This window comes from Streptomyces sp. NPDC004327, assembly GCF_042873935.1.
In the GTDB taxonomy this organism is placed as follows: Bacteria; Actinomycetota; Actinomycetes; order Streptomycetales; family Streptomycetaceae; genus Streptomyces.
In genome coordinates this window covers 282,347-296,603 of record NZ_JBIAME010000005.1, presented here as the reverse complement: position 1 = coordinate 296,603, position 14,257 = coordinate 282,347, and the positions used below count along the sequence as shown (strand labels likewise).

Here is a 14,257-nt window from a genome sequence, read left to right as displayed (position 1 = left end):
CCCGCTGGAGCCGACCGGCCCGGTCTTCCGCGACCCGGCCCGAGGGCACCCGCCGCGGTTCGGCGGGGCCGGCCGTGCGCCTCCTCTCGGCGACAGCGGGACGGGACCCATGCTTCGACGTGGGGGAAAGAGGAATCGTGTACGGGAAGAAATCGTTCGGTGCCGTCCTGCGCGGCCTGCGGCAGCGGGACCGCCTGACGATGGAGGAACTGGCCGAGGCGTCGGGCGTGAGCGTCCGGGCCATCGGCGACATGGAGCGGGGACGCAGTCTGGTCCCGCAGCGGCGCACGGTGGTGGCGCTCGCGGAAGGGCTCGGGCTCGCCGACGACGAGCGGGAGGCGCTGCTGACCGCGGCGCGTGCGGCACGCCCGACGCGTACGGTCGCCGCGGCGGGGACGGTCGTGCCGCCGCGGTCGGTGGGCGACTTCACCGGGCGCGAACCGGAGCTGGCCCTGCTGCGGGAGGCCGCGGAGCGCGTCCCGGCCGACGGAGCCGTGCCGGTGTGGGTCGTCTCGGGCCCTCCGGGGTGCGGCAAGACCACGCTGGCGCTCAAGGCTGCGGCGGAGCTGGCGGAGAGGTTCCCCGACGGGTGCTTCGTGGTGGACCTGCACGGGGTGGACGGTCCCGTGGACACCGGCGAGGCGCTGCTGAAGCTGCTGAAGGCCCTCGGCGTGTCGGACCGCCGGCTGGCGCGGGAGGACCAGCAGGGCCGTGAGGGGCTGCTGCGGGCGCTGCTGGGCGACCGCAGGTGCCTGGTGGTGCTCGACAACGCCCGCGACGAGCGGCAGGTCCGCGCGCTGCTTCCGGCGGGCGGCCGGAGCCTGGTGCTGGTCACCAGCCGGCGGCCCCTGACCGGGCTCGAGGACGTCGCCCGCCTCGCGCTGTCGGAGATGGCGCAGGAGGAGGCGGTCGGTCTGCTGCGCCGGATCCTGGGCGAGGAGCGGGCGGACGCGGAAGCCGAGGCCGTGGCGCGGGTCGCGGAGCTGTGCGGGCGGCTGCCGCTGGCCCTGCGGGTGGCGGGCAACTGGCTGACGGTCCGCTCCGGATGGACCGTCGACCACCTGGTCCGGCGGCTGGCCGACGAAGAACGCCGACTGGGCGCGCTCGCCGCCGGCGACGTGCGCGTGGAGGCCGCTTTCGAACTGTCCTACCGTCAGCTGACCGGCCAGGCGGCGCGCATGCTCCGGCTGCTGAGTCTGGTGCCGGGGCCCGACATGACCGCCGCCTACGGTGCCGTGCTGAGCGCCACCGACGTCTTCGAGGCCGAGGACGTGATGGAGGAGCTCGTCGAGGCCGGCCTGCTGCAGGCCACCTGCACCGGCCGCTACCAGGTGCACGACCTGCTGCGGCTGTACGCCCGCGCCCGACTGTCGGGCGAGGAGGAACCCGCCGAGCGGGAGGCCGCCGACGACCGGCTGCGCGGCTGGCTCCTGGAGACGGCCGTGGTCGCCGGCCGCTGGTACAAGCCCGAGTTCGGCGCACCGCCGTCCTCCTGGCGGGGCCCGGTCCCGCTGGAGAGCGCCGGGCAGGCCCGTGCCTGGCTCCAGAACGAGGCCCCGTCCTGGCTCGCCGCCCTGCGCGCCGCCGCCCAACGGGGCGAGCACACCCGGGTCGTGGAGACCACCTACGCCATGGAGTGGTTCTGCAACCTGTGGGTTCACTGGGGCCACTGGCCCGAGGTCTTCCGCCTGGCCGGCGCGGCCGCCACCGCCCTTGACGACCCGCTCATGCAGGCGTTCCACCTCAACATGTACTCCTGGTCCCTCACCTGCGAATCCCGGTACGCGGAGGCCGTCGAACGGGCCGGCGAAGCACTGGAGTACGCCCGCCGCGCCGGCAACGCCCCCCAGCAGGCCTCGGCGCTGGCCCTGGCGGCCTGGGCCCGGTCGGAACTCGGCGAGGTCCAGGAGGCGGCCGACACGTCGCTCGCCGCCATCGGCATCTACGAGCAGACCGACGACCGCGCGGGCTGGCTGGGCGCCATGTTCACCCACGGAACGTCCCTGCGTCTGCTCGGGCGGGTCGAGGAGGCCCTGGTCCAGCACCAGCGCATCATCACGTTCCTGGACGCGCCCGACTGTCCGGTGAGCGGGCACCTCGCCGACATGTACCGTGCCAACACGACCGGCGCGCTCGGCCGCGGCCACGCCGTCCTCGGGCGATGGCGCGAGGCCGCCGACCATCTGAGCGATGCCGTGGCGCAGACCCGCCGCCTCGGCGTTCCTCACATCGAGGGCAGCGCGCTCGTGCATCTGGGAGAGGCCCAGATCGCCCTGGGAGAAGCCGACGAGGCCCGCTCCTCGCTTCGTCGGGTCGTCGCCTTCGGTGACGCCGTCGACGGCAAGGACCTGGAGACCGCGCGCGGGCTCCTGGCCTCGCTCCCCGCCGGGTGAGGGGGCCGCGACGGCTCAGCAGCGGTGCCGGTGCAGGGCGACGTGCACGGTGTCGAGGGCCTGCACGAGCGCGGCGCGGGCCGCGTCCGTGTCGCGCAGCGGATCCAGCACCATGAAGTCGTGGATCGTCCCGTGGTAGCGCATCGACACCACCGGGACGCCGGCCGCCCGGAGCTTCGTCGCGTACGCCTCGCCCTCGTCGCGCACCACGTCGGCCTCGCTGGTGACCACCAGCGCCGGCGGAAGACCGGCGAGCTGCTCCAGCGACGCCCGCAGCGGCGAGGCGGTGACCTGGCTCCGCTGTCGTACGTCGGGCAGGTACTGGTCCCAGAACCAGCGCATCGTCTCACCGTCGAGGAAGTAGCCGGTGGCGAACTCCCGGTACGAGGAGGTGTCGAAGCCGGCGTCGGTGACCGGGCACAGCAGCACCTGCTGCAGCAGCCGCACCCCGCCCCGCTCCTTGGCGAGCAGGGTCAGCGCCGCCACCAGGTTGCCGCCCGTCGAATCGCCCACGGCGGCCATCCGGCTGCCGTCCAGACCGATCTCGCCGCCCCGCTCGCAGACCCACTTCGCCACGGAGTAGCACTGCTCCACGGCGACCGGATACCGCGCCTCGGGGGCACGCTCGTACTCGACGAAGACCACGGCCGCGTCCGCGCCGAGGGCGAACGCGCGCACCAGCCGTTCATGCGTGCCGGCATCGCCCAGAACCCAGCCGAGACCGTGCAGGAACAGCACCACCGGCATCTCGCCGACGCTGTCGGCGGGCCTGACCACCCGTACCCGTACGTGACCGGTCGGGCCGCCCGGCAGGGCGAACCACTCCGTGCAGACGGCTTCCGCCTCGCGAGCGTCCGGCGCGCCCCTGCCCTGCAGCCGCGCGAGGTCCCGCCGGGCCCGCTCCGGGTCCGGTCCGTGCGCCCACGGCGGGCAGCCGTGGGCGGCCACGAAGGCCCGAGTGGGGTGGTCCAGGACCGGTCGGGCGGACGAAGGGACGAAGCCGGTCACCCACGGTCTCCCGCCGAGAGGGCTGGAGACGGAAGGGCGGTTCGGCCGGCACCGCGGACACCGGCGGCGCCCCCGGGCACGGTCCGCGCCGGGCCGTCCCCCGCCGGACCGCCGAGGCCCTCCCCGGCGGTCCGCAGGTCGCGCCACTCCCGGGGGGAGACGCCGTAGGCGGCGCGGAAGGACCGGCTGAAGTGCGCCGGGCTGACGAAGCCCCACCTCTGGGCCACCGCGGACACGGTGGGAGCCGCCTTGCCGCGCCGGGCCAGTTCGCGGCCGCACTCCTCCAGGCGCCGCTGCCGGATCAGCCGGCCGACCGTGGTCCCCTCGCCTTCGAACAGCCGGTGCAGATAGCGGACGGAGATCCGCTGCGCCCGGGCGATGCGCTCCGGTGACAGATCCGGGTCGCCCAGGTTCCGGTTGATGTGGTCGCGGACGCGCAGCACCAGATGGCTCGGCGCGTCGGCGTCCGGGCCACCGGGGTGGGCCCGTTCCGCGATCAGGGTGGCGAACAGCTCGACGACGTTGCCGGCCAGCCGGTCCGCGACGGCCGGCGGGTAGTCGTCGGCCGAGGAGGAGGCCAGGGTGGCCAGGAACGGCATCAGCATCGCGCCGAAGCCGTCCCCGGTGCCGATGGCGTGGCCCGTGACCTGCCGGATGTCGCTGTCCGACACGCCCAGTGCGCGGCGCGGCAGCTGGAAGACGTGCGTGGCGAACCGCCGCGGATAGTCGAAGGTGTACGGCCGGGTCTGGTCGTACACCACCAGGTCGCCCTCGCCCACCTCGGCCCGCCGCCCGTCCTGGACGAACGTGGTCGTCCCGGACACCTGGACACCGACCGCCACCAGCGCCTCGGACGACCCGGCGATGAGCGCCGGCGTACGGCTGACCCGCTTCGCGTCGGCCTCCACGGTGGACACCTGCAGATACCCGAGACGGTCGGTGACGATCCGTCCGTCGAAGGGCCCGTCGCCCCGGGGAGCGACCCGCATCGGCACCAGCGTCCTGCTCACCGCGTCGTTCCAGTACGCGACCTTGTCCTGGTCCGGCACGGAGGCGGTCGTCAACACCACGCTCAATTTCTCTCCGCTCAGGGGAATCGACTCCAGGTCTGCCACGGGAGCGCGACCCCACCACCTCGGCGATGCCCGGGTTCCCGCCCGCACCGACAGCCAAGCAGCGGGCCGTCCCCGTCTCCAGGCAGAACCACAGGCAGGATTCGGCAGAACGCGACACGGAGCCGGTCCTTCCCTGGGGCCAGTCCGTTCCCTGAGCCGGTCCCTCCCTGGAGCCGGTCCCTCCCTGCGCCGGTCCCTCCCCGGCGCCGGTCCCGCCGCCGCCCCGCGGCCCGCGCCTCAGATCGCCTCGGCCTCGGGGCGGACGACCTGTAAGTCGATCACTCGCTTCCGGCTCGTTCCTACAGCCAGTCCTTCCGCTTGAAGACCACGTACAGACTCGTACAGACCACCGCCATCAGCACCACCGCGAACGGATACCCGCCCGCCCAGTGCAGCTCCGGCATGTTGTCGAAGTTCATGCCGTAGATCGTTCCCACCAGTGTGGGGGCGAACAGGATGGCGGCCCACGAGGAGATCTTCTTGATCTCCTCGTTCTGTTCGAAGCCCGCCTCCGCCAGCGCCCGCATCTCCGCGTTCTGCTGCTGGGTGACCAGGGTGGCGTTGACCGTGAGGATCTCGGTGAGGGCCTGGCGGAAGCCGTCGACGCGTTCGCTGGTGTGGGTGACGTGGTCGGCGACGTCGCGGAGGTAGCGCTGGAGTTCCTCGTGGGTGCCGTATTTGGCGAAGCCGGCCATGAGGCCGTGGAGCATGCCGACGAGCGGGCGGGTGGCGCGCTGGAACTCGACCATTTCGCGGGAGAGTTCGTAGATGCGGCGGGAGACGGCGGGGTCGCCGCCGAAGACCTCGGTCTCGATCTCGTCGATGTCGTTCTGGACGCCGGCGACGACCGGGGCGTAGCCGTCGACGACCGCGTCGAGGATGGCGTAGAGGACGGCCTCGGGGCCGAGGGCGAGGAGTTCGGGGGTCTGTTCCATGCGGCGGCGGACGGCGGAGAGGTCCGGGGCGGCGCCGTGGCGGACGGTGATGAGGAAGTCGGGGCCGACGAAGACGTGGAGTTCGCCGAAGTCGACCTCCTCCGGGGCGTCGAGGTAGCGGGCGGCGCGCAGGACGACGAAGAGGGTGTCGCCGTAGCGCTCCAGCTTGGGGCGCTGGTGGGCCTCCATCGCGTCCTCGACGGCGAGTTCGTGGAGGTCGAACTCGGCGGCCAGGGAGTGGAGTTCGGTCTCGGTCGGGCGGTGCAGGCCGATCCACGCCATGCCGTCGGGGTGCTCGCGCAGCTGGCGGAAGGTTTCCGCGAGGGTGGCGGGGGAGGAGACGTGGCGGCCGTCGCGGTACAGGGTCGCCTGGACCACGCTCGGCCGGTCGGGTCCCGGGTCCGCGGGCGGGTCGGCGGCGTGGTGCCGGGCCGTGCTCGGGCGGCGGTCGGTCATCGGTCGGCCTCCTGGAACGGCAGGGGACGGCGGGGACGGCAGGGGACGGCGGGGAGGAGTCCCGGATCGCAGGATATACGGGGTGAAAACGGGTCGAGGTGGCGAGATTCGTGCCCGGATCCTCCGTGCCGGCGGAGAGGCAAGAGGACAGGATCTGACCTCTTTCGGCGTTACGGTGCCTCTCATGGCCCTCGACGCGAAGCTCCCGCTGCTCTCCACCCGCGCCCTCAACCGTGCCACCCTCGACCGCCAGCTGCTGCTGCGCCCGGCCGCCCTCGGCGCCGAGGAGGCCGTCCACCACCTCGTCGGCCTCCAGGCGCAGAACACCAAGCCGCCGTACTACGCGCTCGCCGCCCGTCTCGACGGCTTCCGGCCCGAGGAGCTGTCCGGACTCATGGAGTCGCGCCGGGTCGGCCGGATCGTCTCGCTCCGCTCCACCATCCACACCCACACCGCCGCCGACGCCGTCGCCCTGCGCCGCCTCGTCCAGGACGGGGCCATCGACCGCGAGCTGAAGATGTTCCGCAAGGGGCTCGGCGGCGTCGACCTCGACCGGCTCACCGAGCTCGCCGCCGCCTACGTCCGGGAGAAGCCGCGCACCAACAAGGAACTGCGCGAGCACCTCTCGGCGCGGTGGCCCGACGCCGACCCGCAGTCCCTCGGCACCGCCGCCCGCTGTCTGCTGCCCATGGTCCAGGCCACGCCCCGCGGACTGTGGGGGCGGAGCGGGCAGGTCGCCCTCACCACCGCCACGGACTGGTTCGGCCTGGACGCGGACGCGTCGGGCCCCGCCGCCATCGACGACACCGTCCTGCGCTACCTCCGCGCCTTCGGCCCCGCCTCCGTCAAGGACATGCAGACCTGGTGCGGACTCACCCGCCTCCGCCCCGCCTTCGAGCGGCTGCGGCCCGGTCTCCTGGTCTTCCGCGACGAGAACGGCACCGAGCTCTTCGACCTCCCCGACGCCCCGCGCCCCGACGCCGGCACCCCCGCCCCGCCCCGGCTGCTGCCCGAGTACGACAACCTGCTACTCTCCCACGCCGACCGCACCCGCGTCGTGCCGGCCGAGTACCGCAACCGCACCTGGACCGGCAACCAGCCCCACCGCGTCTTCCTCCTCGACGGCTTCCTCGCCGGCCTCTGGTACCTGGAGGAGGGCAAGGAGCGGACGGTCGTGACCATCGAGCCCTTCGCCCCGCCCACCCGGGCCCAGCGCGCCGCGCTCACCGCCGAGGCCGAGCGGACCCTCCGCCTGCTGGCGCCGGCGAACGTCCCGTACGAGATCCGGTACGCGACCGCCTGAGGTCCCTCCCCAAGGCCCAAGCCCCTTGCCTAAGGCAGCGCGCCCGCCCGCCGCGCCGCCACCACCGCCTCCAGGCGCGTGTGCGCCCCCAGCTTCCGCATCGCCGCGCGCAGATAGCCCTTCACCGTCTCCGGCCGCAGTCCCAGCCGCTCCGCCACCACCGCGTTCGTCGCCCCCGACGCCACCGCCGCCAGGACGTCCGTCTCCCGCGGGGTGAGCAGCACCCCCGGGGCGGCTCCCCGGTCCGCGGCGCCGGAGGCGTTCTCCAGGCGGCCGCACACCGCCCGCAGCCGCTCCCGCAGCTCCGGATCGGTCACCTTCGGCGCCAGCTCGCGCAGCTCCCCGTACGCCTGCCGCATCTCCTCGCGCTCGGCCATCAGCCGGCGCACCTCGTCCCGTACGGCCAGCGCCTGCTCCACGTCCCGCGCCGCCGCGACCGCCGCGTCGAAGACGCGCTCGCCGATGGGCAGGGCGTCGCGCAGCGCCCCGTACAGGACTCCGCGTACCCGGCGGCGTACGACGAGGGGCACGGCGATCACCGAACGCAGCCCTTCCGCCGAGACCGGGCCGTCGTACTCGTGCGTGATGTGCCGGGCCGAGGCGTAGTCGGTGACCGCGCACGGCCGGGACAGGGCCAGGCACTTGCCGCCGAGGCCGGAGCCGGTGGAGATGGCCAGGCCGCGCAGGGCCGGCGTCACCGCGCCGTTCAGCTCCTCGATCCGGATCCCGGAGCCGTCGTGGAGCAGCCCGCCGAACGCCACCTGGAGCCCCGTGGCGCGCCGCAGCCGCAGCAGGGCCTCGCGCAGCTCCACCGTGTCGACGTGCTCAGGGTCCCGCTCCGGCACGTTGTTCTCCTTCGTCGAGGCCTTCACCCCCGAACGGGGGTAGTGAGACCTGGGTCACTGATTACACGATGTCCGGGACCGGTCCCGCAATGGATCGGTGCCGCTACGAGGAGGACGCATGACCACGACGAGCGCGACGGAGGCGACGGAGAGGTTCCGGGCCGCCCGCGACTTCCTGCTCCAGCACCGCGAGGACTACGAGACGGCCTACGCCGGCTTCGTCTGGCCCCGTCCCGAGCGGTTCAACTGGGCGCTCGAGTGGTTCGACGTCATCGCCGCGGGCAACGACCGCACCGCCCTGCACATCGTCGAGGAGGACGGACAGGAGACGAAGCTGAGCTTCGCCGAGATGTCCGAGCGCTCGAACCGGGTCGCGAACTGGCTGCGCGCCCAGGGCGTACGGGCCGGCGACCGGATGATCGTCATGCTCGGCAACCAGGCCGAGCTGTGGGAGACCATGCTCGCCGCGATGAAGCTGCGCGCCGTCGTCATCCCCGCCACCCCGCTGCTCGGCCCCGCCGACCTGCGCGACCGCGTCGACCGCGGCCGGGCCCGGCACGTGCTGGTCCGGGCCGAGGACACCGCCAAGTTCGACGACGTGCCCGGCGACTACACCCGGATCGCGGTCGGCGGCGACGGCGCGGACGGCGGGGATGGCGGCGACGGCGCGGACCGAGGCGGCTGGCTCGGCTACGAGCGCGCGTACGCCGAGCCGGACGCTTTCGAGCCGGACGGCGTCACCCTCGCCGACGACACCCTGATGCTCTACTTCACCTCCGGCACCACCGCCCGCCCCAAGCTCGTCGAGCACACCCACACCTCGTACCCGGTCGGCCACCTCGCCACCATGTACTGGATCGGCCTCAAGCCCGGCGACGTCCACCTCAACATCTCCTCGCCCGGCTGGGCCAAGCACGCCTGGTCCAACCTCTTCGCGCCGTGGAACGCCGAGGCGACCGTCTTCATCCACAACTACGCCCGCTTCGACCCGGCCCGCCTGATGGCCGAGATGGACAGGCACGGCGTCACCAGCTTCTGCGCCCCGCCGACCGTCTGGCGCATGCTGATCCAGGCCGACCTCGGCCAGCTCGCCACCCCGCCGCGCGAGGTCGTCGCCGCCGGCGAGCCCCTCAACCCCGAGGTCATCGAGTCCGTCCGGCGCGCCTGGGGCGTCACCATCCGCGACGGCTTCGGCCAGACCGAGACCGCCGTACAGGTCTCCAACAGCCCCGGCCAGCCGCTCAAGGAGGGCTCGATGGGCCGGCCCAGCCCCGGCTTCCGGGTCACCCTGGTCGACCCGGTCAGCGGCACGCCCGACGTCGAGGAGGGCGAGATCTGCCTGGACCTCGCCGCGGGCCCGGTGGGTCTGATGACCGGCTACCACGGCGACCCCGAGCGCACGGCCGAGGCCATGGCCGGCGGTTTCTACCGCACCGGCGACATCGGCGCCCGCGACGAGGACGGCTACATCACGTACATCGGCCGCGCCGACGACGTCTTCAAGGCCAGCGACTACAAGATCTCGCCCTTCGAGCTGGAGAGCGCGCTCCTGGAGCACGAGGCCGTCGCCGAGGCCGCCGTCGTCCCCGCACCCGACCCGCTGCGGCTCGCCGTCCCCAAGGCGTACGTCGTCCTCGCGGCCGGCTGGGAGCCCGGACCCGACACCGCCAAGGCGCTCTTCGCGCACTCGCGCGAGGTCCTCGCCCCGTACAAGCGGATCCGCCGCATCGAGTTCGCCGACCTGCCGAAGACGGTCTCCGGCAAGATCCGCCGCGTCGAGCTGCGCAAGCTCACGGCGGAGGGACGGACGGGCACGGAGTACGCGGAGGGCGACCTCGCATGAGCACTCCCACGAGCACTCCCGGGGCTTCTTCCCCGAGCGCCCGCACGGTCCCGCAGCCGCTCTCGTACGCGCACGGCCTGTCCGACACGCCCCTGCTCGGCGACACCATCGGCGCCAACCTCGACCGCGCCGTCGCCACCTGGCCCGAGCGCGAGGCCCTGGTCGACGTCCCGACCGGGCGGCGCTGGACGTACGCGCAGTTCGGCGCCGACGTCGACCGGCTCACCGGCGCCCTGCTCGGCAGCGGCGTGGCCAAGGGCGACCGGGTCGGCATCTGGGCGGTGAACTGCGCCGAGTGGGTGCTCGTCCAGTACGCCACCGCCCGCATCGGCGCCGTCATGGTCAACATCAACCCGGCCTACCGCGCCCACGAGTTGGAGTACGTGCTCCGGCAGGCCGGCATCACGCTGCTCTTCGCCTCCCTCGCCCACAAGACGAGCGACTACCGGGCGATGGTCGAGCAAGTGCGCTCCGACTGCCCCCGGTTGCGCGAGACGGTCTACCTCGGCGACGCCAGCTGGGACGAACTGCTCGCCCGCACCGCTCCCGAGGGCGTGGTGCCGGCCGGGCTCTCCTGCGACGAGCCGGTCAACATCCAGTACACCTCGGGCACCACCGGCTTCCCCAAGGGTGCCACCCTCTCCCACCACAACATCCTCAACAACGGATACTTCGTGGGCGAGATGATCGCCTACACCGAGCAGGACCGGATCTGCATCCCGGTGCCCTTCTACCACTGCTTCGGCATGGTGATGGGCAATCTCGCCGCCACCTCGCACGGCGCCTGCATGGTGATCCCGGCCCCGTCCTTCGACCCGGCCGCCACCCTGCGCGCCGTGCAGGAGGAGCGCTGCACCTCGCTGTACGGGGTGCCGACGATGTTCATCGCCGAGCTCAACCTGCCCGACTTCGGCTCGTACGACCTCTCCACGCTCCGCACCGGCATCATGGCGGGCTCGCCGTGCCCGGTGGAGGTGATGAAGCGGGTGGTCGCCGAGATGAACATGGCCGAGGTGTCCATCTGTTACGGCATGACGGAGACCTCGCCCGTCTCCACCCAGACCCGCCGAGACGACGACCTGGAGCGCCGCACCGGCACCGTCGGCCGGGTCATGCCGCACGTCGAGGTGAAGGTCACCGACCCGGCGACCGGCCTCACCGTCCAGCGCGGCACGGCCGGCGAGCTGTGCACCCGCGGCTACAGCGTGATGCTCGGCTACTGGGACGAGCCCGCGAAGACGGCGGAGGCGATCGACTCAGGCCGCTGGATGCACACCGGCGACCTGGCCGTGATGCGCGAGGACGGCTATGTGCAGATCGTCGGCCGCATCAAGGACATGATCATCCGCGGCGGCGAGAACGTGTACCCGCGCGAGATCGAGGAGTTCCTCTACGGGCACGCCAAGATCGCCGACGTGCAGGTCGTCGGCGTGCCCGACGAGCGGTACGGCGAGGAGATCCTGGCCTGCGTGATCCCGCGCGACCCGGCCGATCCGCCGAGCCTGGAGGAGCTCACGGCCTTCTGCAAGGACCGCCTCGCGCACTACAAGATCCCGCGCCGGGTGGAGATCCTGGCCGAGTTCCCGATGACGGTCAGCGGGAAGGTCCGCAAGGTGGAGCTCCGCGAGCGGTACGGGACGACCGAGCGCTAACGGGCGGGTTCCTCCACCTCGCGGCGCATGCAGACGCGGGGCCAGGCGGCCAGGCCGTGGGCCGCCTCGGCCCGGCTGATCTCGCGCAGCCCCTCGGTGAGCGCGGGATCGCCCTCGTCGAGGCGGCGGAAGCCGAGCCGGGTGTAGTACGGGGCGTTCCACGGGACGTCGGCGAAGGTCGTCAGCGTCAGCGCGGTCAGGCCCTGCTGCCGCGCGGCCGCCGCGAGATGGTCGATGAGCGCCCGGCCGACGCCCCGGCGGGCGGCGTCCGGGTGGACCGAGACCTGCTCGATGTGGGCGGCGCCGTCCACGGTGTCCGTGAGCAGGTACGCGACGGGCCGGCCGCCCCGGTCCCCGTCCCCGCCCGAGTCCCCGCCCGTGTCTCCGTCGGGGTTCGACTCCCCGTCCGTGCTCCCGCCCGCTTCCTGCCCCGTGTCCTCCACCGCGACCCAGGCCCGGCCCGCGCTGCGGTAGTTCTCCAGGACGTCCAGCGGCAGGGGTTCGTCGTCGGCGATCTCCCCCATGCCGAGAGGGCGGAACGCCTCGCCCGCCGCGCGTTCGATGTCCTGGAGCAGAGGGAGTTCGGCCGCTTCGGCCACTCGGATGCGCATACGCCAGTATGGCGCGGCGCGGGCGGAACCGGCGCCGGTGGGAGCTGCCGGGGCGCGGGGCCCGGCCTCAGTCCGGCATGCCGCCCGGGCAGCTCGGGCCGCTGTCCGGGTTCCAGCCGCGGCCCGTCGCGTAGCCGTCCTCGCGGCTGCGGCGGCGGCGCAGCAGGCCGCCGTCGCGGGAGAAGTGCGGCAGGAAGAGGGTGAGCGCCGGGTCGCCGTACAGGGCCACGTACAGCAGGACGTCCTTCGCGTCCGTCACCTCGGCGCGGCGAGCGGGCAGCGGGTGCCGGTCGCGCAGGCCGGCGAGGAGCCGGCGGGCGGCCCGGGTGGTCGGCGGGACGCACAGCAGGGCCGCGGCGGCGAGCACCGGCACGGTGCCGAGCCCGAGCGCGAGCACCGAGGGCCCGGCGGCGGCGCTCGCGGGCGCGGTGACGCAGAGGCCGAAGCCGACCGTGACCGGCACGCAGACCAGCAGCACCCGGGCCGCCAGGAGCCGGCCCGGCGGCCGCAGCAGGCCGGTCCTGCCGAGGTCCGCGCGCAGCGCGTCCAGCGCCTGCCGGGCCTTCGGCCGGCCGGCCAGGACCCGCAGCGCGAGGGCCCGCTGGAGCGAGCGGTGCACGCCGAGCTGGAGCGGGTCACGGGTGCGGCCGGCCCCGCCGTTGGCGCGAACCGTCCCCCGGCGGCCGGCCGCCACCGCTCCGCGCTGGTGCAGCGCGACGAGCGCCACCGTCACCGCGGCGCGCGGCCCGCCGCGCAGCAGCGCCAGCGCCTCCGGAGCGAGCTTCGGGTGTTCCTGGCTGCGGGTACGCAACAGCAGGCCCGCCACGACCAGTTGGACCACGGCCACCCCAAGGAACCACCACATCCCCGTCGTCATGGTGTTCACCCCCCGAGAACGTTGTTCCCGGGGTTGGGGCTGTCGTCACGTGCGGATGGCCGAAATACTCATCGTCCGGAGGGGTTTCGGGCGCGGTTGCGGGCGTGCGCGGGCGTCAGGGGGCGCCGGTGGCGAGGAGTTCACCGGCCGGACGGTTGACGGGCTGCGGGGTGCCGGTCAGGTCGAGCACGAAGAGCGGGATGCCGAGGCCCTCGGCGCGGTCGTGGGCCTCGGGCGTGTACCCGGCCAGGGAGAAGTAGACGCTCACGGCCGAGCCGGTGAGCCCGTTGAGCCACAGGCACTCCACCGCCCGCACCCCGGTGGGCCGGGTGCTCGGGTCGACCTGGGCGACGAGCCCGGGCCCGCGCAGGTCGACGGCCGACGCCGACCGCTCCTCGGGCTGGACGACGTCCCGGAAGCCCAGCCAGCGCAGATACCCGGCCGACGCGGCGACCGCGTCCCGCGTGGTGCGGATCGTGACCGGCCGGAACGCCGTGCGCGGCGCGGCGGCGCCGTCGGCGGGCTCCGGGCGCGGGGCCGGCGGCGGCAGCGGCGAGGGATGGCGGCGCGCGAAGGAGCAGGCAGAGGCCGAGCCGGGGGACCCGGGGGACGCGCCGGGGCCGGGGGAGTCGGGCGCGGGCGCGCCGGCCGGCTCCGCGGCCGGCTGCGTCCCGGGCCCCACGACGGCCTCGGCACCGCCCGGGCCCGCGCCCGGCTCCCGTACCGCCCGCGCTCCGTCCCGCACTTCGTCCCGTGCTCCGTGCGCGCCTTCCGCCTCGCCCCGGACCGGCACCCGCAGCACCGCGCCGCAGGGGCAGCCGACCTCCGGGTGGGGCCAGTCGGAGGTGCGGGCGCAGGCGGTGCAGCGGACCGTGACCCACTCGTCCGACCAGTTGCGGTGCGTGATCGGCTCGGCGGCGCCCGCGATCACCGGCGGCGCGACCGGGGTGCCGCAGAGGCAGGGGAAGGCCGGCGCCGCGTACGGCAGCGTGCGGAGGCATTCCGGACAGCGCACCTGGACCGAATCACCCACTTGCGAACCCCCTCTGCGTCGTGCGCTCCCCATCGTCCACCAATCCGGACGTCCAGGGGGCCCACTTCGGCCATCACGCTCCGGCCGGGTGCGCTCCGTCGGGTCCCGCGGGCCCGGACGGGTCCCGGGGCGTGGACGTCTCTTGACGCCTCTCCACGGCCCCACCTACATTGCTTCCGTATAGCA

11 protein-coding genes are annotated in these 14,257 nt (G+C 73.9%); 4 read left to right on the top strand and 7 right to left on the bottom strand.

Going from position 1 to position 14,257, the window contains the following annotated elements; translation table 11 throughout:
* Window positions 1-137: 137 nt before the first annotated feature.
* Window positions 138-2,393: a helix-turn-helix domain-containing protein gene (locus ACFYU9_RS19100; protein ID WP_389207277.1), complete on the top strand. Its 2,256-nt coding sequence runs from the start codon at window positions 138-140 to the stop codon at window positions 2,391-2,393.
* Window positions 2,394-2,408: 15 nt separating this feature from the next.
* Here ACFYU9_RS19100 and ACFYU9_RS19095 read toward each other — a convergent pair whose 3' ends face one another.
* From ACFYU9_RS19095 to ACFYU9_RS19085, 3 genes are all read right to left on the bottom strand, one after another.
* A complete protein-coding gene (locus tag ACFYU9_RS19095) occupies window positions 2,409-3,401 on the bottom strand; it encodes an alpha/beta hydrolase (RefSeq protein WP_389207275.1) in 993 nt (330 codons plus the stop codon).
* Window positions 3,398-4,471, bottom strand: a complete 1,074-nt coding sequence (locus tag ACFYU9_RS19090; protein ID WP_389345454.1) for a helix-turn-helix domain-containing protein — start codon at window positions 4,469-4,471, stop codon at window positions 3,398-3,400. The genes ACFYU9_RS19095 and ACFYU9_RS19090 overlap by 4 nt, the downstream gene beginning before the upstream one ends.
* 344 nt (window positions 4,472-4,815) lie before the next feature.
* The gene (locus tag ACFYU9_RS19085) at window positions 4,816-5,907 is read right to left on the bottom strand and encodes a magnesium and cobalt transport protein CorA (RefSeq protein ID WP_389345453.1); all 1,092 of its coding nucleotides are present in this window, start codon (window positions 5,905-5,907) and stop codon (window positions 4,816-4,818) included.
* A 184-nt stretch (window positions 5,908-6,091) separates the two neighbouring features.
* Here ACFYU9_RS19085 and ACFYU9_RS19080 point away from each other — a divergent pair, with 184 nt between their 5' ends.
* Window positions 6,092-7,210 carry a winged helix DNA-binding domain-containing protein gene (locus tag ACFYU9_RS19080; protein ID WP_389345452.1) on the top strand — a complete coding sequence of 373 codons (1,119 nt, stop codon included), beginning with the start codon at window positions 6,092-6,094 and terminating at the stop codon, window positions 7,208-7,210.
* A 29-nt stretch (window positions 7,211-7,239) separates the two neighbouring features.
* Here ACFYU9_RS19080 and ACFYU9_RS19075 read toward each other — a convergent pair whose 3' ends face one another.
* On the bottom strand, window positions 7,240-8,055 hold the full coding sequence (locus tag ACFYU9_RS19075; RefSeq protein WP_389207261.1) for a response regulator transcription factor: 816 nt from the start codon (window positions 8,053-8,055) through the stop codon (window positions 7,240-7,242).
* Between the two features lie 118 nt (window positions 8,056-8,173).
* Here ACFYU9_RS19075 and ACFYU9_RS19070 point away from each other — a divergent pair, with 118 nt between their 5' ends.
* Both ACFYU9_RS19070 and ACFYU9_RS19065 read left to right on the top strand, forming a co-directional pair.
* Window positions 8,174-9,898 carry an AMP-binding protein gene (locus ACFYU9_RS19070; protein WP_389345451.1) on the top strand — a complete coding sequence of 575 codons (1,725 nt, stop codon included), beginning with the start codon at window positions 8,174-8,176 and terminating at the stop codon, window positions 9,896-9,898.
* On the top strand, window positions 9,895-11,550 hold the full coding sequence (locus ACFYU9_RS19065) for an AMP-binding protein (protein WP_389345450.1): 1,656 nt from the start codon (window positions 9,895-9,897) through the stop codon (window positions 11,548-11,550). Before ACFYU9_RS19070 ends, ACFYU9_RS19065 begins: the two co-directional genes overlap by 4 nt.
* Here ACFYU9_RS19065 and ACFYU9_RS19060 read toward each other — a convergent pair.
* The 3 genes from ACFYU9_RS19060 to ACFYU9_RS19050 all read right to left on the bottom strand — a co-directional run bounded on the left by ACFYU9_RS19060 (window position 11,547) and on the right by ACFYU9_RS19050 (window position 14,071).
* Complete coding sequence (locus tag ACFYU9_RS19060; protein ID WP_389345449.1) at window positions 11,547-12,161, bottom strand: GNAT family N-acetyltransferase; 615 nt, start codon at window positions 12,159-12,161, stop codon at window positions 11,547-11,549. The two genes, ACFYU9_RS19065 and ACFYU9_RS19060, sit on opposite strands and share 4 nt — an antisense overlap.
* 67 nt (window positions 12,162-12,228) lie before the next feature.
* Window positions 12,229-13,038 (bottom strand): TIGR04222 domain-containing membrane protein, encoded by an 810-nt coding sequence (locus ACFYU9_RS19055; protein ID WP_389207256.1) that lies wholly within the window; start codon window positions 13,036-13,038, stop codon window positions 12,229-12,231.
* A 115-nt stretch (window positions 13,039-13,153) separates the two neighbouring features.
* Window positions 13,154-14,071 (bottom strand): hypothetical protein, encoded by a 918-nt coding sequence (locus tag ACFYU9_RS19050; RefSeq protein WP_389207255.1) that lies wholly within the window; start codon window positions 14,069-14,071, stop codon window positions 13,154-13,156.
* Between the last annotated feature and the right edge of the window lie 186 nt (window positions 14,072-14,257).

Coding starts and splice junctions, on each gene's coding strand:
- ACFYU9_RS19085 (WP_389345453.1), bottom strand. CDS start 5,907: ATGACCGACCGCCGCCCGAGCACGGCCCGGCACCACGCCGCCGACCCG.
- ACFYU9_RS19060 (WP_389345449.1), bottom strand. CDS start 12,161: ATGCGCATCCGAGTGGCCGAAGCGGCCGAACTCCCTCTGCTCCAGGAC.
- ACFYU9_RS19065 (WP_389345450.1), top strand. CDS start 9,895: ATGAGCACTCCCACGAGCACTCCCGGGGCTTCTTCCCCGAGCGCCCGC.
- ACFYU9_RS19080 (WP_389345452.1), top strand. CDS start 6,092: ATGGCCCTCGACGCGAAGCTCCCGCTGCTCTCCACCCGCGCCCTCAAC.
- ACFYU9_RS19070 (WP_389345451.1), top strand. CDS start 8,174: ATGACCACGACGAGCGCGACGGAGGCGACGGAGAGGTTCCGGGCCGCC.
- ACFYU9_RS19055 (WP_389207256.1), bottom strand. CDS start 13,038: ATGACGACGGGGATGTGGTGGTTCCTTGGGGTGGCCGTGGTCCAACTG.